Source organism: Allgaiera indica (assembly GCF_900106675.1).
Taxonomy (GTDB): Bacteria; Pseudomonadota; Alphaproteobacteria; order Rhodobacterales; family Rhodobacteraceae; genus Acidimangrovimonas; species Acidimangrovimonas indica.
In genome coordinates this window covers 53,261-75,285 of the sequence record NZ_FNOB01000014.1, presented here as the reverse complement: position 1 = coordinate 75,285, position 22,025 = coordinate 53,261, and the positions used below count along the sequence as shown (strand labels likewise).

24 protein-coding genes, 1 pseudogene and 1 riboswitch are annotated in these 22,025 nt (G+C 66.3%); of the genes and pseudogenes, 15 read left to right on the top strand and 10 right to left on the bottom strand.

What is annotated here, in order from left to right:
* Positions 1-55: 55 nt before the first annotated feature.
* A complete protein-coding gene (locus BLV97_RS13600; protein WP_160169210.1) occupies positions 56-1,147 on the bottom strand; it encodes a sugar ABC transporter substrate-binding protein in 1,092 nt (363 codons plus the stop codon).
* Between the two features lie 737 nt (positions 1,148-1,884).
* Between BLV97_RS13600 and BLV97_RS13595 the strand changes: the two genes are divergently transcribed.
* From BLV97_RS13595 to BLV97_RS13585, 3 genes are all read left to right on the top strand, one after another.
* Complete coding sequence (locus BLV97_RS13595; RefSeq protein WP_035847074.1) at positions 1,885-2,211, top strand: hypothetical protein; 327 nt, start codon at positions 1,885-1,887, stop codon at positions 2,209-2,211.
* Between the two features lie 462 nt (positions 2,212-2,673).
* Entirely contained in the window at positions 2,674-3,519 is an 846-nt protein-coding gene (locus BLV97_RS13590; protein ID WP_035847073.1) for a DMT family transporter, read from the top strand.
* A gap of 201 nt (positions 3,520-3,720) precedes the next feature.
* Positions 3,721-4,374: a DsbA family oxidoreductase gene (locus tag BLV97_RS13585; RefSeq protein ID WP_035847071.1), complete on the top strand. Its 654-nt coding sequence runs from the start codon at positions 3,721-3,723 to the stop codon at positions 4,372-4,374.
* 115 nt (positions 4,375-4,489) lie between these two features.
* Here BLV97_RS13585 and BLV97_RS13580 read toward each other — a convergent pair whose 3' ends face one another.
* Positions 4,490-5,185 carry a 5-formyltetrahydrofolate cyclo-ligase gene (locus BLV97_RS13580; RefSeq protein ID WP_035847069.1) on the bottom strand — a complete coding sequence of 232 codons (696 nt, stop codon included), beginning with the start codon at positions 5,183-5,185 and terminating at the stop codon, positions 4,490-4,492.
* On the bottom strand, positions 5,182-5,514 hold the full coding sequence (locus BLV97_RS13575; protein WP_143037539.1) for a DUF6522 family protein: 333 nt from the start codon (positions 5,512-5,514) through the stop codon (positions 5,182-5,184). The genes BLV97_RS13580 and BLV97_RS13575 overlap by 4 nt, the downstream gene beginning before the upstream one ends.
* 156 nt (positions 5,515-5,670) lie before the next feature.
* Here BLV97_RS13575 and BLV97_RS13570 point away from each other — a divergent pair, with 156 nt between their 5' ends.
* Positions 5,671-6,036 carry a DUF488 domain-containing protein gene (locus BLV97_RS13570; protein ID WP_035847067.1) on the top strand — a complete coding sequence of 122 codons (366 nt, stop codon included), beginning with the start codon at positions 5,671-5,673 and terminating at the stop codon, positions 6,034-6,036.
* 52 nt (positions 6,037-6,088) lie between these two features.
* Here the strand turns inward: BLV97_RS13570 and cobT are convergent, their stop codons facing one another.
* The gene (cobT, locus tag BLV97_RS13565) at positions 6,089-7,114 is read right to left on the bottom strand and encodes a nicotinate-nucleotide--dimethylbenzimidazole phosphoribosyltransferase (RefSeq protein WP_035847066.1); all 1,026 of its coding nucleotides are present in this window, start codon (positions 7,112-7,114) and stop codon (positions 6,089-6,091) included.
* Between the two features lie 147 nt (positions 7,115-7,261).
* Positions 7,262-8,026, bottom strand: coding sequence for a 5,6-dimethylbenzimidazole synthase (bluB, locus tag BLV97_RS13560; protein WP_035847064.1), 765 nt, complete (start codon positions 8,024-8,026; stop codon positions 7,262-7,264).
* 42 nt (positions 8,027-8,068) lie between these two features.
* A riboswitch (cobalamin riboswitch) is annotated at positions 8,069-8,251 on the bottom strand.
* Between the two features lie 147 nt (positions 8,252-8,398).
* Between bluB and tcuA the strand changes: the two genes are divergently transcribed.
* On the top strand, positions 8,399-9,730 hold the full coding sequence (tcuA, locus tag BLV97_RS13555; RefSeq protein WP_035847062.1) for an FAD-dependent tricarballylate dehydrogenase TcuA: 1,332 nt from the start codon (positions 8,399-8,401) through the stop codon (positions 9,728-9,730).
* Here tcuA and tcuB read toward each other — a convergent pair.
* Positions 9,727-10,806, bottom strand: a complete 1,080-nt coding sequence (gene tcuB / locus BLV97_RS13550; RefSeq protein ID WP_035847060.1) for a tricarballylate utilization 4Fe-4S protein TcuB — start codon at positions 10,804-10,806, stop codon at positions 9,727-9,729. The genes tcuA and tcuB overlap by 4 nt on opposite strands.
* 219 nt (positions 10,807-11,025) lie before the next feature.
* On the opposite strand from tcuB, the gene BLV97_RS21985 reads away from it, so the two are divergent.
* The 4 genes from BLV97_RS21985 (at position 11,026) to nadC (ending at position 15,048) form a co-directional block, all read left to right on the top strand.
* Positions 11,026-11,361 (top strand): MerR family DNA-binding protein, encoded by a 336-nt coding sequence (locus BLV97_RS21985; protein ID WP_081825225.1) that lies wholly within the window; start codon positions 11,026-11,028, stop codon positions 11,359-11,361.
* 209 nt (positions 11,362-11,570) lie between these two features.
* Complete coding sequence (gene nadA / locus BLV97_RS13540) at positions 11,571-12,623, top strand: quinolinate synthase NadA (RefSeq protein WP_035847058.1); 1,053 nt, start codon at positions 11,571-11,573, stop codon at positions 12,621-12,623.
* Between the two features lie 5 nt (positions 12,624-12,628).
* Positions 12,629-14,197: an L-aspartate oxidase gene (locus BLV97_RS13535; RefSeq protein ID WP_035847056.1), complete on the top strand. Its 1,569-nt coding sequence runs from the start codon at positions 12,629-12,631 to the stop codon at positions 14,195-14,197.
* Positions 14,197-15,048, top strand: a complete 852-nt coding sequence (gene nadC, locus BLV97_RS13530; RefSeq protein WP_092164100.1) for a carboxylating nicotinate-nucleotide diphosphorylase — start codon at positions 14,197-14,199, stop codon at positions 15,046-15,048. The genes BLV97_RS13535 and nadC overlap by 1 nt, the downstream gene beginning before the upstream one ends.
* A 333-nt stretch (positions 15,049-15,381) precedes the next feature.
* Here nadC and BLV97_RS21610 read toward each other — a convergent pair.
* From BLV97_RS21610 to BLV97_RS13515, 3 genes and pseudogenes are all read right to left on the bottom strand, one after another.
* Positions 15,382-15,594: pseudogene (locus tag BLV97_RS21610) on the bottom strand (IS110 family transposase); the annotation flags it as partial.
* On the bottom strand, positions 15,555-15,866 hold the full coding sequence (locus BLV97_RS13520) for a thiamine-binding protein (protein WP_035847051.1): 312 nt from the start codon (positions 15,864-15,866) through the stop codon (positions 15,555-15,557). The pseudogene BLV97_RS21610 and the gene BLV97_RS13520, both read right to left, overlap by 40 nt.
* A 60-nt stretch (positions 15,867-15,926) precedes the next feature.
* Positions 15,927-16,916 carry a DMT family transporter gene (locus BLV97_RS13515; RefSeq protein ID WP_081825224.1) on the bottom strand — a complete coding sequence of 330 codons (990 nt, stop codon included), beginning with the start codon at positions 16,914-16,916 and terminating at the stop codon, positions 15,927-15,929.
* A 302-nt stretch (positions 16,917-17,218) separates the two neighbouring features.
* Between BLV97_RS13515 and BLV97_RS13510 the strand changes: the two genes are divergently transcribed.
* From BLV97_RS13510 to BLV97_RS13490, 5 genes are all read left to right on the top strand, one after another.
* The gene (locus BLV97_RS13510; protein ID WP_035847049.1) at positions 17,219-17,767 is read left to right on the top strand and encodes a sigma-70 family RNA polymerase sigma factor; all 549 of its coding nucleotides are present in this window, start codon (positions 17,219-17,221) and stop codon (positions 17,765-17,767) included.
* Complete coding sequence (locus tag BLV97_RS13505) at positions 17,764-18,435, top strand: anti-sigma factor (RefSeq protein ID WP_035847047.1); 672 nt, start codon at positions 17,764-17,766, stop codon at positions 18,433-18,435. The genes BLV97_RS13510 and BLV97_RS13505 overlap by 4 nt, the downstream gene beginning before the upstream one ends.
* Positions 18,436-18,570: 135 nt before the next feature.
* Complete coding sequence (locus BLV97_RS13500) at positions 18,571-19,119, top strand: fasciclin domain-containing protein (protein WP_035847045.1); 549 nt, start codon at positions 18,571-18,573, stop codon at positions 19,117-19,119.
* A gap of 60 nt (positions 19,120-19,179) precedes the next feature.
* Positions 19,180-20,028 carry a cytochrome b/b6 domain-containing protein gene (locus tag BLV97_RS13495; protein ID WP_035847043.1) on the top strand — a complete coding sequence of 283 codons (849 nt, stop codon included), beginning with the start codon at positions 19,180-19,182 and terminating at the stop codon, positions 20,026-20,028.
* A 1-nt stretch (position 20,029) separates the two neighbouring features.
* The gene (locus tag BLV97_RS13490) at positions 20,030-20,806 is read left to right on the top strand and encodes a molybdopterin-binding protein (RefSeq protein WP_051646353.1); all 777 of its coding nucleotides are present in this window, start codon (positions 20,030-20,032) and stop codon (positions 20,804-20,806) included.
* Between the two features lie 126 nt (positions 20,807-20,932).
* Here BLV97_RS13490 and BLV97_RS13485 read toward each other — a convergent pair whose 3' ends face one another.
* A complete protein-coding gene (locus BLV97_RS13485; RefSeq protein ID WP_051646352.1) occupies positions 20,933-21,373 on the bottom strand; it encodes a LysE family translocator in 441 nt (146 codons plus the stop codon).
* A gap of 19 nt (positions 21,374-21,392) precedes the next feature.
* Here BLV97_RS13485 and BLV97_RS13480 point away from each other — a divergent pair, with 19 nt between their 5' ends.
* Positions 21,393-21,947, top strand: a complete 555-nt coding sequence (locus BLV97_RS13480) for a LysR substrate-binding domain-containing protein (protein WP_051646351.1) — start codon at positions 21,393-21,395, stop codon at positions 21,945-21,947.
* The last annotated feature ends 78 nt before the right edge of the window (positions 21,948-22,025 follow it).

Genomic DNA, 22,025 nt, shown 5'->3' with positions numbered 1-22,025 from the left:
CATACGCCGCCCCGATCGGCCGGGGCGGTGGTCTTGCAGTCGGACGGCGGGCGCCTCAGACCTTGATCTTGAGGATCTTCTCGGCCGTGAAGTTCAGGCCGCAGTCGCTGATCGAGATCGGCGTGAAGAAACTGTCGGGGAGGTTGGGGAAATAGTTCACCCCCGGCTTCAGCGTCGCGTTGGTCGCGGTCGGCTGCGGCGTCGCGATCGACTGTGGCAGCTTCTCGCCCTTCAGGATCGCCACCGCGACCTTGATCCCCAGCGCGCCCAGGGCCGGCGACTGGCCAATCGACAGCATCGGGAACTTGTCCTTGGCCGCCAGCGTGCGGAATCCGTTCTCGGCTTCGCCCGCGATCGGCGGCATCTTCAGCCCCGCCTGCTGGAAGGCGCGCACCACGCCGGTGTCTCCGCCTTCGCTCCAGACCGCGTCGAATTTGGTGCCCGAGGCCAGCGCGTTCGCCACCACCTTCTGCGCGGTGCCGTCATCCCACTTGCCGTAGACTTCGGTGATCTTGATGCCGGGATATTTCTTGAAGACCGCCTCGCCGCCCTTCATGCGTTCCTGATCGACGAAGGTGCCCGCGACGCCGCGCACGACGAGAATATTGCCCTTGTCGCCGGTCCTCTGGACCAGCCAGTTGGCCCATTTCTGGCCCATCTCGAACTGGTTCTGGTTGACCCAGACGGCCTTTTTGGTGGTCACCACGTTGTCGAAGGAAACCACCAGGATCCCGGCGGCGACCGCTTGGTCGATCACCGAGTTGAGGCCGGTGGGCGAGGCCGCGTCGAGCACGATCGCATCCACACCGGCAAGGATCATCTGGTTCATCTGCGCGATCTGCGCGCTGACGTCGTTGCCCGCGCTCGAAACCATGAATTCCTTGATATCGCGCTTGACCGCGGGCTCCTCGGTATAGGCCTTGGCGATCTGGATCATCTCCGTCCGCCACATGTTGCCGATGTAGGAATTCGACAGGGCGATCTTGTAGGGGCCCTGCTTCTTCTTCCACGCGAAGGTCTGGGTGCCGCTGTCCCAGGGCGAGAAGCATTCCCTAGCCCCCGCGATCGCCATGCCCGGCAGCGTGTCGTTCAGCGCGATCGCGGCGGCCCCCGCCAGGGTCGTTCGCAGAAAATCCCTTCGTTGCATGTTTTCCTCTCCCATTTGCGCGACCTCCTCGGCGCTTCTGCCGAGGCAGCCGTCCTCCATCTCCGCGAGAATTCTAGCCCCAACGTTGGCAATCCCGTGCCGGGCCGTGAGATCGTTACCGCAATGGTATACCAGATTTTCCCGATTATGGTATGCCAAAAATGGCGAGGCGTGAGGCTTTGTGCCGGAGGGCCAGGATCATTTCATCCGATACGGGCCGCGGCTGTCATGAACGGCTGCAGGGCCGATATCAGGCGACGGTCGCCGATGTCGGTGTGGCCGGGGTTCGGCAAGGAACCGGTCTTTCGCTGCCAGATCCGTCAACAGCTTCGGCGTCGCGACAGTCCCGCGCTTTTGCACGCCCTGTGGTGGCGTGATCGCGGGAAATCACGAACAAACACGCATCTGTGATGCATATTTAAACTGAACCGTTCAGTTTTACATATCTGTCACGAACCGACGGAACACGCCCGGAAACGGGCAGGGGATAATCCCGGTCCCATCGGTTCCAGATCGACAACCCCCGGGATGCGGCACAGCCCGCGCCCATAATAAGAAAGTCACATTCGTCTGGCCGGAACCGGCCTGACGGCCGCACCAGGGCAGTGCTCCGAAAACGATATAGCCTGTTCGCGCCGATCCTCAAGGACCGGTAGCGAAGCCGGCTTGTCTGTTTCCGATCTGCCCGGCCACGCCGGAAGGACCCGCCCAGACGCTGTGAAGGAAAGGAAGAAAAGATGGATATCCGTCTGACGAAAATCGCTGCAATCGCTCTTGTGTCGCTGACCGCCGCCGCACCGATGGCGATGGCCCATGGCGTGGCGACCGCTGCCGACGCGACCCCCATGTCGGTCTCGGTCGAGGCTCTGGCCCCGCAGCCCGATCTGGCCTTCCAGCCGGTCAGCGCCGCCGATACCCAAGGCACTGCGGGCGAGGTCAAGGTCGCCGAACTGGGCGCCGAGCCGCGGATGCCCTTCGCGCAGCAATACAACGGTCAAAGCGCGGGTAGCACCCATGTGGTGGTGACCGGCAATCTGCCGCTGAATGCCACGACGACGCGCTAAGCGCCGCTTGCGATCCACATTCAGGGCGGGGGTGCGGCACAAGGCCCGCATCCCCGCCTTCGGGCAATCGGGGCCATCGACGAAGCCCCTTTGACCGAATAATCGCAACATACCCCATACTTTTCCGTGAGCTAAGTACCGGCTATGCAAGCTCTCGTGTCGTCACAGCATCCTCAAGATGAAGCCGGGATAATTTTTGAATACATGCTCGACATTGCGGTGCCTTTTGCCGTCGCCTTGGCGATAGCCCCGGCCGCCTGGTCAACCGGTAACGCGATTGTCCTTGGCGCGGCGGCAAATGGATGGGGTCTTCTTCCCTAGCTGTCCACGTTTCCTTGGGATCGACCTTCGCCGCGCCGCGACCAGCATTCGGTTTGGTTGAAGCGAACAGCCCATCGGCACCTTGATCTCTTGGTGCAATGGTGCATGTCCTCGCGTGCTGTTCATTCCCTGGGAGTCCGGATGCGACTGTTCGCGCTGATCCTCGTCACCATGATCGCCTTCGCGGCGAATTCCGTGCTTACGCGGGTGGGCCTGGCCGAGGGGCGCATCGGCCCGGCCGCGTTCAGCGCGATACGGCTTGCCTCGGCGGCGCTGGCACTTTCGCTGCTGGTGATCTTGCGCGGGCGGAAGCTGCCGCTTGCAACCCCGGGGCGGTGGCGCGGCGTCGTGGCGCTGGCGATCTATGTGCTGGGGTTCTCCTTCGCCTATGTGTGGCTCTCGGCCGGGGTGGGGGCGCTGATCCTGTTCGGTGCGGTCCAGATCACGATGTTCTCTGCCGGCCTGCGGTCGGGCGAACGGATGCCTCCGCAGCGCCTGATCGGGGCGGCGGTGGCCTTTGCAGGGCTGATCTGGCTGATGTGGCCCGCGGGGCACGCCACGCCCGATCCGGCGGGCTCTTTGCTGATGGCCGCCGCGGGCATCGCCTGGGGCGCCTATTCGATCCTGGGCCGGGGCGCCAGCGAACCCGAGGCCGAGACCGCCGCGAATTTCCTGCTGGCCACGCCGTTCGGGATCGCCGCGCTTCCCCTTGCGGTGGGCGCGCCGCTGACCCCGACGGGGGTGGCGCTGGCGCTGGCCTCCGGCGTGGTGACATCGGGGTTGGGCTATGCGCTGTGGTATCATGTGCTGCCGCAGCTGCGGGCCTCGACCGCGGCGATCGCGCAGCTTGGCGTTCCGATCCTTGCCACCGCCGGCGGCGTGGCCCTGCTGGGCGAGGCGCTTAGCTGGCGCTTCGTGACCGCCACGGTCCTGGTGCTGGGGGGCATTGCGCTGTCGCTGCGTCCGTCGCGGCGTTCGCGGGATTAGCCTATGCCACCCCCGGCAAGACATGCCGCCGCCCCCCGACGGATAGGCAATTCGCGCCCCCGGCGCTATATTCGCACAGGGCGGCTTTCTGATATGACGCCCGAAGACGGCGGAGATCTCGGCCGCCTTCGATTTCACGATTTGCATGACGGGCTTTCGGGGGCGATCGCCTCGTCCCGGGCCAAGCGGAAAGGCTAGACTATGACCGAACCATCACAACCCTTGCGCATCGACATCGTGTCGGATGTTATGTGCCCCTGGTGCGTCATCGGCTACCGCCAGTTGGCCGCCGCGCTGGACGCGACGGGCACCGCGCATGAAATCCACTGGCATCCGTTCGAACTGAACCCCGATATGCCCCCCGAGGGCCAGAACCTGCGCGAGCATGTGGCCGAGAAGTACGGCTCCACGCCAGAGCAGTCTGAAGAAAGCCGGGTCAGGATGACCGCGATCGGCGCCGAGGTGGGCTTTGCCTTCGGCTTTTCCGACGACATGCGGATGCACAACACCTTCAACGCGCATCAATTGCTGCATTGGGCAAACCTGTCGGGCCGGATGCACGACCTGAAACAGGCCCTGTTCACCGCTCATTTCACCGAACGGCGCAATCTGTCGGACGATGCCGTGCTGGCCGATGTGGCGGCCGGGATCGGGCTGGACCGCGCCGAGGCGCTGGCGGTTCTGGCCGACCAGAGGTTCGCGGCCGAAGTGCGCGCCGCTGAAAATCACTGGATCCGTCAGGGTATCCGGGGTGTTCCCGCCGTTGTCTTTTCGCGCAGGCATCTGGTGACCGGCGCCCAGGGCGTGGAGAACTACAAGAATATCCTCGACCAGCTTGCCAAGATGCCCGCCTGACCGACGCCAGGGCCTGGAGCATTCCGCGCTCTCAGCTCCGCGCGGAGCTGGGGGCGCTCGGCAAGGCCAGCCTATGTATCGCCCATGTCATGCAGTGTCGCGCGGCGGGGCGCCGTCAGCGGGCGCTTGGCTGGCAAACGCCGGTTTCGGTCACCACGGCGCGCATCGGGATGTCATGCGGCTGCGGGTAGATGGTGGCGATCCGGCTTGCCGCCAGGCCGACACCATAGGCCCGCGCCCCGGGTCCCGCCACCGCCAGCGTGCGATCGAAATAGCCGCCGCCATAGCCAAGCCGGTAGCAGTCGGCATCATGTCCGACGACCGGGGAAATCAGGATATCGGGGGTCAGCCAGTCGCCCTCGGCGGGCACCGGAATGTTCCAGAACCCACGCGTCATCCGCACGCCCGGCGCCCAGGCGCGGAATCGCAGCGGCGCGGCCTTTTCGACCACAAGCGGCAAGGCCGCCACCGCCCCGCGCGCGATCAGCGTGGCCAGCCAGGGCCGCAGGTCCAGCTCCGACCGGATCGGCCAATAGGCCGACACGACCTTGCCCGCCACATCGCCGATCACCCGGTCAAGATGCGCGGCAATGGCCGCCGCCGCGGCCTCGCGCACAGCCAGCGGCAGGGCGGCGCGGGCGTCGAGAAGGCGGATACGCTCGGCCTTGCGCCAACGCGCCACGTCGCGGGCCTGCTGCGCATCGGGCTCGGCGGGCAGGCCGCCCTGGGACGGGTCCAGTTCATGCCAGAAACACGGCGGCGAGGCATAGCTGCCGCCAGACCCGCCATCGGCGATATCGTCGTCGTTCATTTGGTGCCTCCGATCCGCGAAGCCGCAGTCGGGGTTTGCCGCGCGCGGTCCGTGCCGGCCTCGGGCTGTTGCCCCGTTCGCGCCGGCGCGCGGTCCGCCGACAATCGTTTCAACACCCTCCCCTCGGCGTCCACGATCAGGCGCAGCCGCCGGTCGGCCGAGGTGAACGTCAGCCGGTGCCGGCCGGCGTCCTCGTCCTGCCCCTGTTCACAGACGCTGGTGATCGTGCCATTTCTGAACCCCTGCATCACCTCGTCCGGCGTCAGACGCAGGCCGGGGGCGATCTCTTCCGCGTCGACCTGAATGGTGCCGTTCTCGAACCCGATCATCTTTTTGCCCCGCTGCCGCCGTCTGACCTTGCGCGGCAAACCTGCACCCATCAATAGGCATTGACAATACCCATTTGACCTTGCGGTTCGCGCCGGGCGGCCTAGCTTTCCCCTGACGCAACCCGCTGCACCGACCACCGCAAGGAACCGACCGGCGTGACCGACATCCGCATCAAACGCGCATACCGCGCCGCCCGGGTGTCGGACGGGCAGCGCATTCTGGTCGACCGGCTCTGGCCGCGCGGGCTGGCCAGGGATCGCGCCCGTCTCTCGGCGTGGATGAAGGATCTGGCGCCCAGCGACGCGCTTCGCCGCTGGTTCAACCACGACCCTGCCAAATGGCCGGAGTTTCAGCGCCGCTATGGCGCCGAGCTGGACTTGCAGCCAGAGGCGCTTGGCGCGCTTCTGGCGCGGGTCGAGGAGGGCCCAGTCACGTTGATCTACGGCGCCAGGAACGAGCAGTTCAACAACGCCAAGGCCTTGCAAGGCTACCTTCTGAGGCGGATCGCGGCATTCGACTGACCGCGCGGGCCAACAGGGCCGGGACCGCCCGCGCCTTCGGGCAAGCGCGGGGTCACCCCCCCGACACGCCCGCTTCGGCAAAGGTCGCCATGCCGTCATGGGCCGCCAGCGCCGCGCGCAGCACCCCCAGCGCCACCGCCGCGCCCGAGCCCTCGCCCAGCCGCATCCCCAGGTCAAGCACCGCCTTCTTGCCAAGCACGCCAAGCAGGCGCCGGTGCCCGGGCTCGGCACTCGCGTGACCGACAAGGCAGTGGTCGAGCGCACCCGCATCCAGCGCATGCAGCACCGCCGCCGCCGCGGTGCAGATGAAACCATCAAGGATCACGGGAATCCGCGCCGCCCGCGCCGCCAGAACCGCACCGCAGATCGCCGCCTGCTCGCGCCCGCCGAAGGCCGCCAGCACCGCCAACGGATCGGCCAGCGCCGCCGCGTGCCGCGCAACGCCCGCCTCGATCACCCGCGCCTTGAGGCGCAGCCCCTCGCTGTCCGAACCGGCCCCCGGCCCGACCCATTCGTCCGCCGTGCCGCCGAACAGCGCCCGCGTCAGCGCCGCCGCGACGGTCGAGTTGCCAATCCCCATCTCCCCCAGGATCAGCACGTCCGCCCCGGGGTCGACGGCCTGGGCCCCGCGGGCCATCGCGTCCAGAACCTCGGCCTCGCGCATCGCCGGGCCCGCGCTGAAATCGGCGGTCGGGCGTTCAAGATCAAGCGCGATCACTGTCAGCTCGGCGCCGGAAGCACGGCAAAGCTGGTTGATGGCCGCGCCCCCGGCCTGGAAATTCGCCACCATCTGCGCCGTCACCTCCTGCGGGAAAGGGTTCACCCCCTGGGCACAGATCCCGTGGTTGCCGGCAAAGACCAACGCCTGAGCCTGTGCGATCCGGGGCCGCGCGACCCCATGCCAGCCGGCCATGAACACGGCCAGGTCTTCCAGCCGGCCCAGTGACCCCGGCGGCTTGGTCAGGCTGTCCTGACGCGCGCGGGCGGCCTTGATGGCCCCGGCGTCGGCGTCGGGCAGCGCCACGACGCGGTCGCGCAGATCGGAAAAGGAAGGGGCGGGAAAAAGCGGTTGGATCATGTCATTTCACCTTCATGGGCTGCCCGCGGCGACAAGGTCATCTTGTCGGCGATCCGGGCGATGGTTTGATGGATTGATGGCACTGGCCCGCGGCGCAGCGATACGCCCGGGCCAGCACGAAGTTGCCGAATGCTGCGGTGTCTTGGCTCAGGCCAGACGTGACGAAAGAAACGTCCCGTCCTCGATGGCGTCCTGGTCCCGCTGCAGCCGCGACAGCAGCGGCGCGTTCCGGTGATGGCCCTGCCAGCGATCGAAATGGATCAGATCGCCGATCGGCAGACGTTGCCGCCAGCCGCATTTCTCCAGTTCCGGCCGTTCATGGAAGCCCTTCACATGTCCGATGCAAAGATAGGCGACAGGGACGATATGCGCGGGAATGCCAAGCAGCTTGCGCAGGGCCGCATTGTCCAGGATCGAAACCCAGCCCAGACCCAAGCCTTCCGCGCGCGCCGCAAGCCAGAGATTCTGAACCGCGCAGACAGAGCTGAAGAGATCCATGAAAGGGATATGGGTGCGCCCGATGACCACCGGGCCCGCGCGTTCGCGATCGCAGGTCACGCAGATATTGATCGGCGATTCAAGGATGCCCTCCAGCTTCAGAGCGCGATAGGTTGCCTGTTTGCTGTCCTCGAACATCATCGCGGCTTCCGCGTTCGCCCGGTCAAACAGCGCGTGCACCTGTTCCTTCACGCTTCGGTCGCGGATCAGGATGAAATCCCACGGCTGCATGAACCCGACAGAGGGCGCATGGTGGGCCATCAGCAATATCCTGGACAATTGCGCCTGCGAAACCGGATCGGGCAGGAACTCGCCCCGAACGTCTCGTCGGCTCAGGATCGTACGGTAGACAGCTTCGCGGGCGGCGGCGTCCAACGCATCCGCCCGCCCCGGTTGGGGTTGGGTAATATCCATCTGTTTTCCCCTTCGATGGATCGTGACCACCGCATTCCAGACGGTCGCCTATCCCCTTCGGCCGGTCTTCTGACTTGGGCTCGTCTCCCTCCGGGCGCCTTCCCAGCTATGAAAGCCAGTGGCTGATGTCCGGCGGATCACCCTTACAGCGTTGGGCACGTCGCGGAGTTTCACCGCGTTCCCGATTCTCCCGCCGAAGCGGGCACCGAATGGTGCTGCGAGCGTAGGTATCCATGGCGTCCGGCACAACATCATTTTACGACCGGCTGCACGGCGATGGGCGGGGCGCTGCAACCGCGCCATTGCGCAGCGCACCGGTTTCGGATTGTCGTGGTCCCGGGCCATCCCCGTAGCCGCGAAGAAGCATGGGACATGACGAACGATCTTACAGCGGATACGACCTGTGATGTTCTGATCGCCGGGGGGGGCGTGGCGGCGCTATGTGCCGCGATCTCGGCGCGCGAGGCCGGCGCGTCGGTCATGATGGTGGAAAAGGCCTCGATCGACATGCGCGGCGGGAACACAAGGCATTCCAGAAACCTTCGCGTCGCGCATGACGGCGCAACGGTGCTGTCGCCCGGCACCTATGGCGCAGAGGAATATGCTTCGGATCTGTCACGGGCAGCCGGTGGCAAGGGGGACGAAACGCTGATCCGGGCGCTGGCGCGGGGGTCCGAGACGATCACCGACTGGTTGTCGGCGCGCGGCGTGGTGTTCGAAGCTTTCGGGCGTGGCCGCATTCCCTGGTCACGCAAGACCGCCTTCCTGCTGGGCGGGGGAAAAACCATGTTGAACGCCCTCTATGCCGCGGCCGAATGTCGTGGCGTGACCATTCGATATGGCGCGACCGTCAGCGACCTGACCGGCGACGGCGCGGCCAGGATCGTCCGTGGCGCGGCCTTCGAAACCGTGACGGCGAAAGCGGTGGTCGCCTGTAGCGGCGGATATCAGGCAAACTCGGATTGGCTGCGACGCGAACGCGGCGCCGCGACGGGCGGGCTGGTGAACCGAGGCACGCCGTTTGCAGAAGGCGAGGTCCTGCAATCGCTGCTGAACCTGGGTGCGCGATCCACCGGCGTGGCCGGGGCGTGCCATATGGTGGCGGTCGATGCGCGTTCTCCCCGCCACGATGGCGGGATCGTGACGCGGGTAAAGGATATCCCGCTGGGCATGGTCGTCGATCGCGCGGGGCGGCGGTTTCACGACGAAAGGGCCGACCCGGGACCACATCATTACGCGACCTGGGGAAACCTGATCGCCGAACGCCCCGACCAAAGGGCGACCCTGATCCTGGATGATGCCGCGATGCGCGCCCGCGCCCGCGCCCCGACACCATTCCCGGCCTGGAGGGCCGACACGATAGAGGAACTGGCGGCCGTGTTGCAGGTAGAGCCGGGCGTTTTGAAGCATTCCGCGCAGGAGTTCGGGCGCCTTGGAAGCCCGCCCTATTGGGCGCAGCCGCTCTGCCCCGGTGTGTCGTTCACCTGCCATGGCGTCGGGGTCGATGCCCGGGCACGCGTGATCCTGCGCGACGGACGCCCCAGCGATCATCTGTTCGCCGCGGGGATGATCATGGCCGCAGGCGTCCTTGGCACGGGCTATCTTTCCGGCGTCGGGATCACCATAGGCGCGGTATTCGGAAGGATCGCGGGAGAGGGCGCGGCCCGCCACGCACACAGCCGGGCGCCAGGAACCCTTCGCTAGCGCCTGGATCCCTGTTGACGCTGCGCCTCGACGATCAGCGCGGACAACCTGAAGGCACCATGAACCATCTTGGAATACGGCAGCAGCAGGAAGAATGTCAGAACGCTGCCCAGATGAAGGCCCAGAAACCAAGGCGCCAGCCGGCTGCCGGATGCGGCCCACAGCGCAAATCCGCTGGTGGGAAGAAGCAAAAGCAGCAAGATGAAGGCAAGTTCGCCACCCCAGACCCGTGCATCGCCAAGGCCTCGGTCCGCGCGCAGCTTGAGCAGCCCCAACCCGGCGGCGCCGAAGGAAAGAAGGACGCCCCCCGTGGCCCCCAGAAACTTTGGCGGGCTGGCCAGGCCATAGGGCGCGGGCAGGTGCATGGCATAATGCATGATCGCCCCGGCCATGGTCGCGGCGAAGCAAAGGAGGAAACCGGCCACCGTCGCCCAGTGCAGTTTGCGGCGAAGGTCTGAAAACCGGTCTTGGCGTTCGAAATTGCAGCCCTGGCCGTGGCCGCCCGACAGGTTATCCAGCCGCATCCCGCGGATCAGCGCGGTCCTGATGTGGCGCAGGCGTACCGGCCCGGCATCGACGCTGCGCAAATAGCGACGGATACCGCCAAGCACCAGCGCGATGGGCGCCAGGAATGCCGGCACGAAGACCGTCACCATCATGGCATGTGACATGTCACGATAAAGGCCACTGCCGCCCGCCTGGGGGTGGGGCTGGCCCAGCGACAAGATCGCCGCGATACCGAGGCCGAGAACCAGCGCCACAAGAAGCCCGCGGGTCTGAAACAGCCGCATCGGCCTTCTGAGCCAGATCATCCCGTCCCAGCTATCGCTGCGCACCTCGGCCAATATTGCCGGCAGGTTCACCCCGAACGCGTGCGGCGGCGCATATTGGCAGGAATAATAGCAGCCGCGGCAATTGTGGCACAGGCTGGCAAGCTGGGTCAGGTCTTCGTTCGCCAAGACCTGCGCGCGCCCGGCCGCGGGAAAGACATCGCAATAGCCGTCGCAATAGCCGCAGGCGCGGCAAAGCGTCAGCTGCCGGCGAAGCTCTTGTCGCCTGTCTTGCGGCGCGTCCATGCGGTTTCGTCCGCCCCCAACTGCCACGGCCCGGTGGGTGACGATCGGCCGGTCATCGGTCCTTCGCGCTCGGCCCGCAGCGCATCTTCCCCCCTGGCTGGGGGTCAACGCGCGCCCGTCTTGCCCGGCGACCTGTTTGGGCGCGTCGAACCCATTGGTCAACTTGTTCCCGCGGGTCGCGCCATCGCCGCCCAAAAGTTCATTCCTGCCGATTGACGGTTGAATTCAGCCCCTCTTCAGCGCCGTCGCCAGGGTCCTGTCGGCAGCCTTCGGCTGCCACCCTCTGCCCGCCGAACAGGCGCGCGCGATGTTGGCTTCAGCCTTGAAAAGGTTGGCGATTTTCTAGGTCTCGTGGCCTGCCATGCCGCAACCTGCGCCAGGGCTCAGGCCGTCGCATCACGCCGGATCGAACCCATTGGCGCGAAAATCACCGATCTGCGTCGCATCGAAACCGTTTTAGGTGAAACGATGGCGCATTGTTCGCGGAAGGGCGGGCCGGAATGCGCGGTCTCGCCGATGACAAGGGCGGAAAGATTGCAAGGCGCGGAAAATTGAAGGCCCGTGTGTTGATCGGCGGAAACGACTCCCCTAGGTGCCGGGGTGAACCGGGTGCATTCAGTTACTCCCTTCGATGCGAGGACTAGCCAGGCCTTCCACGGCCCCAGTCAAACGCTACCTGGACAGCTCCTTCACCGGCCACCAGAAACCCTGTTGCGATCGTCACGCGCCGTGACGGAACGCAATGAACCGAGGATAATCCGTCCGTGCTCGACCAGATCGCGCTGCGCGCCGAACTCGCTGATCACTACGATCTTTCGCCTTCCCTCAAGACCGCCGAAGCCACTGCCGACATCTACGCCCGCATGAGTCGGGTGGTTTCACCGCCGGACTGGGCGGTATTCGCGCCCTATGTCGCCGCGATCAACCGGCTGAAGGCAGAGCGAAACGCCGTGATCCTGGCCCACAATTACATGACGCCCGAGATCTATCACGGGGTCGCGGATGTCGTGGGCGACAGTCTGCAACTGGCGATCGAAGCAACCGAGGTCAACGCCGAGGTGATCGTCCAGTGCGGCGTGCATTTCATGGCCGAGACGGCGAAGATCCTGAACCCGGGCAAGACCGTGCTGATCCCCGACAGCGAGGCCGGCTGTTCGCTTGCCGAAAGCATCACCGCCGAAGGCATCGCCGAAATGCGCGCGAAATATCCGGGCGCGCCGGTCGTCAGCTATGTGAATACCACCGCCGAGGTGAAGGCCGCCTCGGACATCTGCTGCACCTCGTCCAATGCGGCGCAGATCGTCGCCGCGCAGGAAAGCGACACGGTCATCATGACGCCCGACCGATATCTGGCCCGAAACGTCGCCCGGCAGGTACCGGAGAAGCGCATCGTCTGGTGGGAAGGGGCCTGCGTCGTCCACGAACGCTTCACCGCGCAAGAGCTGCGCGAATTTCGCGAATGGAACCCGGGCACGCGCATCATCGCGCATCCCGAATGCCCCCCCGAAGTGGTCGCCGAGGCGGATTTCTCGGGCTCGACCAGCGGTATCATCGCCTATGTCCAGCACGAGCGCCCCGAGAAGGCGATGCTGGTGACCGAATGCTCCATGGCTTCGAACATCTCTGACGAACTGCCCGAGGTAGAGTTCATCGGCCCGTGCAACATGTGCCCCTACATGAAGAAGATCACGCTGGAAAAGATCCTCTGGTCGTTGCACTCGATGCAAGGCGCGGTCGAAGTCGATCCAGGCATCGCGGACCGGGCGCGTCTGGCGGTGCAGAGGATGATCGACCTCTCGCGCCGGTTGGCCGGATAAGCCCGATGCAGGTGATCGACACCCCTTGCGTCGTGATCGTCGGGGCGGGGCTGGGGGCAATCTACGCCGCGCTGAACCTTGCGCCGCGCCCGGTGCTGATGATCTCGCCCGAGCCGCTTGGCGAGGGGGCAAGTTCCGCCTGGGCGCAAGGCGGGATCGCCGCCGCGATGGACCCGCGCGACAGCGCCGCGGCCCACGCCCGCGACACCATCATCGCGGGCGCGGGCGCGGTCGACGCCGACGTGGCCGAAAGCGTCACGGCGGAAGCGCGGGCGCATATCCTGGAACTCACCGGCCTTGGCACGCCCTTCGACCGGACGGCGACCGATGATTACCTGCTTTCGCGCGAAGCCGCCCATTCCTTCGCCCGCGTCGTCCGGGTCCGCGGCGATCAGGCCGGGGCCGAAATCATGCGCAGCCTGATCGCGCAGCTTCGGCACGCGGCGCATGTCCAGGTGCTGGAAGGCGTGATGGCCACCGCGCTGCGGGTCGAACAGGGCGCGGTGACGGGCGTCGAGGTGGCGCGCTGCGGCCCCGGCCAGTCGGCCCCGTGCCTGATCCGCGGCGCGGCCTGCCTGTTGGCGGGCGGCGGCTCGGGCGGGCTTTATGCGTTGACGACCAATCCGCCGCGCATACGGGGCCAGGTCATCGGCATGGCCGCGCGCGCCGGCGCGGTGATCGCGGATGCCGAGTTCGTCCAGTTCCATCCCACCGCCATCGCCTGCGGCAGCGATCCGGCCCCGCTGGCCACCGAGGCGCTACGTGGCGAAGGGGCCATTCTGGTCAACCGGCAGGGCGAACGCTTCATGTGCGATCTGCATCCCGATGCCGAACTTGCGCCCCGCGACATCGTCGCCAGGGCGATCTATGCGCAGACCCAGGCGGGGCAAGCGCCCGCCCTTGACACCCGCGCGGCACTGGGGGCCAGGATTTTGTCCGACTTCCCGGCCGTGGCAAGGGCCTGCCGGGTCGCCGGGCTTGACCCGCTTCGCGATCCGATCCCGGTGGCCGCCGCCGCGCATTACCATATGGGCGGCATCGCGACCGACGCCGGGGGGCTGACCTCGCTTCCCGGCCTCTGGGCCTGTGGCGAGGCGGCCTCGACCGGGCTGCACGGCGCGAACCGGCTGGCATCCAACGGGCTGCTCGAAGCCTTGGTCTACGCCCGCCGCGCGGCCCGCGAAATCGATCGCGCCCTTGGCACGCGGCACGGCGCGGCGCCCGCAGTCGCCCTTCCCGAATTGCCTGCCGCCCCGGCGCCCGAACCCGCGCTGGTGGCGCGGCTGCGCCAAAGCATGACCGACGGCGCCGGCGTCATCCGCGACGCGGCCGGCCTGCGGCGCACGCTTGACGACATCGCCGAGGTGGAGGCCGCCCAACCCGATTGCGCCACGATGGGCAACATGACCGCGACCGCAACCCTCATCGCCGCCGCCGCCCTGAACCGAAGGGAAAGCCGGGGGGCGCATTACCGCTCGGACTTCCCCGAACCGGCCCAACCGCAAGGACAGCGCTCAGCCATGACCCTGGATGACGCGCAATCGCTGCGCACCCCCACCCGAATGGAGCCGTGATGACACAGCAAGCCCCCCTACCCGACCTGATCCTCGAACCGCTGGTTCGCGCCGCGCTGATGGAAGACCTTGGCACCTATGGCGACATCACCACCCGCACGGTGATCCCGGCCGGAACGCAATACATGGCGCGCCTTTGTGCGCGTGAGGCGGGCGTGATTTCGGGCCTGCGGGTTGCCGCCCTCGCCTTTCGCCTTGTCGACCCCGAGCTGCGGATCACGCCCCATGTCACGGACGGCAGCCGGATTGCGCCCGGTGACCTGTTGATGGAGATCGAGGGCGCGGCCGCTTCGATCCTTTCGGCCGAACGCGTGGCGCTGAACTTCGCCGGACGGCTCAGCGGCATCGCCACCCTGACCGCCGCCTTCGTGGCGCAAGCCGCGGGCACCCCGACCCGCATCACCTGCACCCGCAAGACCACCCCGGGCCTGCGGCTCGTCGAAAAGCAGGCGGTGCTGCATGGCGGCGGTTTCAATCACCGCTTCTCGCTTTCCGATGCGATCCTGATCAAGGACAACCACATCGCCGCCGCCGGGGGCATACGTCCGGTATTGCGCGCGGTAAAGGCCGGTGCCTCGCACATGATGCGCGCCGAGATCGAGGTTGACCGTCTCGACCAACTGGCCGAGGTGCTCGACGAGGGCGGCGCCGAGGTGGTTCTGCTCGACAACATGGACACGCCCACCCTGCGGCGGGCGGTGGCCATGACTGCGGGTCGGCTTACCCTGGAAGCCTCGGGCAACATGCGGCTGGAGCGCGTGGCCGAGGTTGCCGCGACCGGGGTCGATTACATCTCGTCCGGCGCGCTGACCCATTCGGCCAGAACGCTCGACATCGGGCTGGATTTCTAGGCTCCGGCCTTCGGTAACGGGGCGGTCCCAGGCAATTGGTTTAGCGCATGCGAGGCCCGCCGCCATGGTGCGGTTTTGAACATCTGGTCTTTCGAGGCCGTCCTTCTGACACTGCCGCCTTCGTCTGAGATCACCCGGGTGCATGCTTCGGTCCGTGGTCGGCGCGATGGCCGCCAACATGATGCTGGTTCAAATGCAATTCCGATGTGCCCATCTCATTGGCGTGCTCGATGTGGATCGGCAACCGTCCGGACCACGGCATCATCGGAACTGCGTCCCTGGGGGACCTCGAAGGCCTGCAGTCAGGCAGGCAACGGTTCGAAACTCAGTTTATCAGGCCGCACGGAGCACTGCGATTTCAGGTCGGAAGTCGGTGTCATCGACCCACATCCGGTGAAGGATCACTGCGATGCGTCGTGCCAGAGCGACCATGGCACGCTTTGCGCCACGGCGGCGAGCGACCTGCGCGGCCCATGTTCTCAGCCATGTCGATCGCCCGCGGTGCATCATGACGGTCGCGGCCTGGCACAGCGCACGGGCGTTGTTGATGGCGTTGTGGTATGAATCTTGATATTGGTGATCACCTCGACCGCGCGGTGATCAAGACAGGCCTGCTGCGCCGCCTTGACGATCTCCAGCAACTGGTCCAGCTCGCCGCGCATCGTCGTCTCCATCGCGCCGACCACGAAAGGCACATTGGCGTTTTTCACCACATCGATCGCGCGGTCGACAACCTCATAATTGTTGCCGGTCCGCACGCGCGGGATCACCTGAAAGGCAAGATAGGTTTCGACCCCCCGCGGCTGGTCGTCGTGCATGAGGTCTTCCTTCCCGTCCGAGATGGTGACCCGCGTCGACGGCGCGGTCCGGGTGTTGTCCTACTGCGTCACGGATCCCGGCGCCATGGCGGGTGTCGGCGTCGAAGGGGAAACGCGGCCCTCATCGTCCAAACTGGCCCCCGAACTGGGTTCCGAACTGGGCGCCAAGCCGCGCACCCGGGTCTGGCGCTGCGCGGCATACCATAGGTAGACCGCGAGACTTCCGATCACGATCGCGCCGCCGGCCAGCATCGCCGGCGTCGGCGCCACACCGATGCCTGCCCAGACCCAGATCGGGCCAAGGATGGTTTCAAGCAGCAGCAAGAGGCTCACGTTCGATGCCTGCGTGTAGCGCGGCGCCAGCGAAAGCGAGAAGAACGATACCGGCAGAATCAGCCCGCCGGAAAGCGCGATGGCCCAGAGGTGGCCGCCCGCCATCGCCCTAGGCCCGATCCACGCCAGGCTGAAAAGACCGGCCAGCATGGCGCCGACCGCCACCATCAGCAGGATCGGCAGTTGTGTGCGGCGACGGATGGTGACGAAGCTGAGCGCAAGGCTCAACGCCACGCCCAGCCCGGCCGCGGCCCCCAACAGCGGGCTGCCCCCGGCCCCGCCCGGCGACGCCCCGAACACCGCGATGCCGATACCGGCCAGCACCGCCACGATCGTCGCCCAGGTCGACCAATGCGTCCCCTCGCCCAGCAGCATCCGGGACAGGAGGGCGGAAAAGATCGGCGTCGTCGCGACGCTGAACAGCACCACGGGAACCGGCGCCACCGCGATGCCGATCGCGAAGAGCGACAGGTTGAAGAACTGGCAGACCACGACCAACATGCCCGCCCCGCAGGCGATGGCGCGCAGATCGCCGCGCAGATGCCGCCGCCGGAAGATCAGCCATGCCGACAGAAGCGTCGCGCCCATCAGCAGCCCGCGCCAGGCAGTCATCTCGGCACCGCCCATCGCCGACCACCGCATGAGCAGCGTATCGGGGGTGATCGCCAGCGCCCCGAAAAGGCCAAGGAAGATGCCGAATTGTGGATGGCGTGTCATTTGATCTACCGGATGCGACGGTCTGGCCAAGGCCTTACCGCTCTGTCCGTCCCAATCCAAGCACCTGCGGAACGATAGACGCGCGGCACGCGACCGGCGCGGGCCGCGCGTTGCACTGGGCCGTGGCGATCGGGGCGATATCGGCAAGACTGATTGCACCGCCAGGCACGTCCTACTTGCAGGCACGATGAGGGTTTCCTGATCCGGCCGGACAGCGGGAACCTTGGCGGACCTGCCCCACATTCGGGGATCGACCGTGAATCAGCACTTGACGAAAGATCGGCTGTCTTCACATTGCGTGGATGCAGGACGATCAGATCGCGCATCTTTTGAAGGGCGTCGCCGGTGGCGATCGGGTGGCGTTTCGTACGCTTTATTCTGCGGCTTCTGCGAAACTCTACGGGGTTTGCCTCCGTATATTAAGGAACCGCGCAGAGGCCGAGGAGGCCCTACAAGAAGTGTTTACACGGATCTGGATCAATGCCGGCCGGTTCGACGCAGACCGGGGCAGGGCGATGACATGGTTGATCTCGATCGCGAGAAATCATTCCATCGACCGGCTGCGGTCACGTCGAGAGGAGACGATCGACAGCAGCGAATCAGACCCGTTCGCGATGATCCCCGACCCTGCGCCGGGCGCAGAGGCGCGCGCCGTCGCGCAGGGCGAGGCAGGTCGCGTCTCGAAATGCTTCGAGATATTGCCGCCCGCCCACGCCGCCGCGATCCGGGGGGCCTATCTCGATGGGTTGAGCTATGCGGAACTGGCGGATCGGCATGCGATCCCGCTCAACACTGTGCGCACCTGGCTGCGAAGGGGGCTGCTTCGGCTGAAGGAGTGTCTTGCACAATGAGCACGCTTCCCCCTCCTCTGCCCGAAGACGGCGACGATTTCCTTGCCGCGGAATACGTCCTTGGGGTTCTTTCGTTGCCCGAGCGGCTGGCCGTCGAATCCCGCCTGCGCCGTGAGCCCGCCTTTGCGGAAAAGGTCGCCGGCTGGGCCGCGCATCTGGCGCCTCTCGACGCGGAATATCCAGAGGAACCGGCACCTGATTTGATGCCGGCGATCGAGGCCAGGATCTTCGGACGGCCCGAACCTGTCGCCAAACGGCTTCCGCGCCGGCGCTGGTTCCTCGCGGCGCTTGGCGCCACGGCGGCTGTGGCCGCCTTCGGCGTCTACCTCACCGGGCTCGATACCACGCCCCAGGCTCTGACGGCACGGATCGCGGCCGCGGACGGCGCGCTGATCTTCCAGGCGCGCTATGACACGGACCAAAACGTCGTGACGATAACCCGCACCAGGGGCCCGGGCCCCGCGGCGGCGCATGATTACGAGCTGTGGATCATCACGCCCGGCAACCCGCCGGCCCCGGTGGGCCTTGTCAGCGCAGCGACACGGAAACTGACCGTGCCGAAGCTGTCCGCGGGCGACACGCTGGCGGTCAGCCTGGAACCCGCGGGCGGGTCGCCCAATGGTCGGCCCACCCGGGTTCTGGGCGCCGGGGTCCTGTCGCTGACGTAAGGCGCGCGCCGAACCGCCTGATCGGGGCGGCCATCGCGATTTTTTTCTCCACGTTGAAACTTTTCGCCGGTGCGGCCCGTAGCTGATACCATGGACCGGGGATTTTCCCGGGTCCGCTCAACAGGAGAAACCCAGATGACTGCACCTTTCCGCACCCTTGCCGCCGCCACCGCCGTGGCGCTGACCGCCGTTGCCGCGCAGGCAAATCCGATGGTCGGTGGCGCGCCGATGTATGCCAGCAAGAACATCATCCAGAATGCCGTGAATTCCAAGGACCACACCACCCTGGTCGCCGCGGTCAAGGCTGCGGGCCTGGTCAAGACGCTGGAGGGCAAGGGGCCGTTCACCGTCTTCGCGCCGACCAACGAGGCCTTTGCCAAGCTGCCCAAGGGCACGGTCCAGACGCTGCTCAAGCCCGAGAACAAGGCCAAGCTCCAGAAGATCCTCACCTGCCATGTGCTGGCGGGCAAAGAGACCGTGGCCGACATCGAGAAGGTGGCGATGCAGACCGGCGAGGCGACGCTCAACACCCTCGGCGGGTGCAAGCTGACCGCCTTCGAGAAGGATGGCAAGCTGATGATCCGGGATGAGAACGGCGATACCGCGATGGTCACGATCCCCGATGTCATGCAGTCGAACGGCGTGATCCAGGTGATCAACACTGTCATGCTGCCGAAAAGCTGACCTTGGATCGGGGCTGTCCGCCATCGGGCAGCCCCATATTCTGACGCGGGTGGTCTCGGGATGCGAAACAGAGTTGACGGACCGACGCCGGAAGTGATCCGGCGGCACGGGCCCTGGACCCGGATCACCCACTGGATGTGGGCCGTCTGCGTCTTCTTCCTGCTGCTCTCAGGGTTGCAGATATTCAACGCACACCCCGTGCTTTACATCGGGCAGCAATCCGGGATGACGCAGGGTTTCGACAATGCCGTGCTGCGGATCGGCGCCGAGGGCGGCCAGGGATCCACGCCGGCGAAGGGCGTCACCCAGATCCTTGGCCACCGCTTCGACACCACCGGCGTCCTGGGGCTGAGCGGGCCCGCCGCTGCCCCCCAGCCCCGCGCCTTTCCGGCCTGGGCCACCATCCCTTCGTCGCAGGATCTCGCCACCGGGCGGGTGGTGCATTTCTTCTTCGCCTGGGCGCTGGTGGGCACGCTGGCGATCTGGGCGGTGGCAAGCCTGGTGAACGGGCATCTGCGCCGCGATATCCTGCCCGGGCGCCGCGACCTTCGGGGTCTTGGGCGCGACATCGTCGCCCATCTGCGCGGCCCGCTGCGCCACGGGCGGCGCTATAGCCCTGTGCAGAAGCTGACCTATTTCGCGGTCTTCTTCGTGCTTTTCCCGCTGATGATCCTGACCGGGCTGACCATGTCGCCGGCAATGGACGCGGCCTGGCCCCTGCTGCTCGATCTTTTCGGAGGGCGGCAGACGGCGCGCAGCCTGCATTTCCTGGGGATGGTGCTGATCGTGGCCTTCTTCGTGGTCCATATCGCGATGGTGCTGGTCGCGGGGCCGCTGAACGAGCTGCGCTCGATCGTCACCGGGCGCTACAGGATCACCGGCGACGGCCAAGAAACCGAGGAGGACTGACATGGACCGCCGTACGATCTTGCGCCTCGGCGCCGGAAGCCTTGCCGCAACAACGCTCTCGGGCTGCAAGACATTCGACTTCCTGTCGAACCCGGACGATCCGGCCCGGGGCATCCTGCTTTCGGCCAACCGGCTGACGGATGCGGCGCAGCGCCTGTTTCAAGGCCGCGATGCGCTGGCCCCGACCTATTCCGAGGCCGATATCCGCCAGCCGATGCGTCCGAACGGATCGACCGACCCGCAGGCACCGGACTACCTGACGCTGAAGAAGGGCGGCTTCGCGGACTACCGGCTGACCCTTGGCGGAGAGGTCGCAATGCCGCTGAAGCTGTCGCTGGCCGATCTGCGGGCAATGCCGCAGCAAAGCCAGATCACCCGCCACGATTGCGTCGAGGGCTGGAGCTGCATCGCGAAATGGCAAGGCGTGCGCCTGTCGCACCTGCTTGATCGGGCGGGCACGCGCCCTGCCGCGCGCTATGTCGTCTTTCGCTGTTTCGATGCGCTGAGCACCGGGCTGGACGGGCCGCAATTCTACTATGAAAGCATCGACCTGCGCACTGCACGCCATCCGCAGACCATCCTTGCCCTGGCGATGAATGACGCGCCCCTGCCGGTGGCGAACGGGGCGCCGTTGCGCCTGCGGGTCGAGCGGCAGCTGGGCTACAAGATGGCCAAGTATGTCAAGTCGATCACGCTGGTGTCCACGCTCTCGGGCATTCGCGGCGGCAAGGGTGGCTATTGGGAGGATCGGGGCTATGAGTGGTATGCCGGTGTCTGAGCGCGCGGATCAGCGGGCCGCGGCTTGACCGTGGCGGCCCCGAACCACCGCCTCGATGACCGCGCGGCCCGAAACGCCCTGGCCGCGTCACGGCTGGCCGCATAGACGCCCGGCGAAGTGTTCCCCTCATTCAAGCCACAACTGAAGGATCGAGACCGCGAGCAAGGCGCCCAGAAGCGCATTGAAGACATGCCATTGCGCATCCGTTCTAAGCAGCCGCGCCAGAAGTAGCCCCGCCACGCACCAAAAGGACAGCGAAAGGCTCGCCGCGATGCCGAACGAAGCGCCAAGCATGAACGCCAGATCCATCGGCCCCGCGGCGAGCGACGCGAAGGAAGCGGCCGCCCCCAATGTCATTGCCCACCCCTTGGGATTTTGCCAGACCAGCCAGATCGCACCCACAAAGCCGGTGGGCTTGGCGATCTTCGCATGCAGCTGCGGTGATCCGCTGCGCGCGATTTTCCATGCTAGCCACAGCAGATAATGCGTGCCGATCCCTTTCATAGCCAATTGCAATGCGGGAAACGCCAGAAGGACGCCGCCCAACCCCGCCGCGGCCGAGGCCATTGACCTACTGGGGACGTGGTTGACCCCGATCCTGACGGCGTTTGCCGAGGCGCACCCCAAGGTGGAGATCGAGCTTGTCTGTCTGGCGTCACCGGATCTGCAAAGCGCCGTCAGCAACGGCGCGCTGGACCTTGCCCTGATCGAAGAGCCCGTGGGGCCATCCCATGGGGAACGCCTCATGGTCGATCAGCTGGTCTGGGTCGGCGCAAGGGGGGGCGCGGCACATCTGAAAAAACCGCTTCCGGTTTCGCTGGTGGCCGAGACCTGCGCCTTCCGTCCCGCCGTTTTGCGGGCGCTTGAGGATTGCGGCCTGTCCTGGCGCACGATGTTCGAGAGCGGCAGCATCGATGCGACACGCGCCACCGTCCGGGCTGATCTTGCGGTCTCGGCTTGGCTGGCCTCGACCGTCCCGAGCGATCTCGACATCCTGGCTCTCACAGGGGTCCTTCCCAAGCTTCCGCCGTTCTCGGTCAATCTCTACCTCGCGAAGGGTCAGCGCCCGCGGGTGGTCGAAGAACTTGCGCGGCAAATCCGCCATGGCCCAAGCAGCCGTTCCGCCACGGCCCCGTGTTGACGGCAGAGCCGGGATCGCGAATAGGGCCCTGACCGCCAGAGTGCCGAAATCCGCATGCTTCGCGGTCTTTCTCGAACC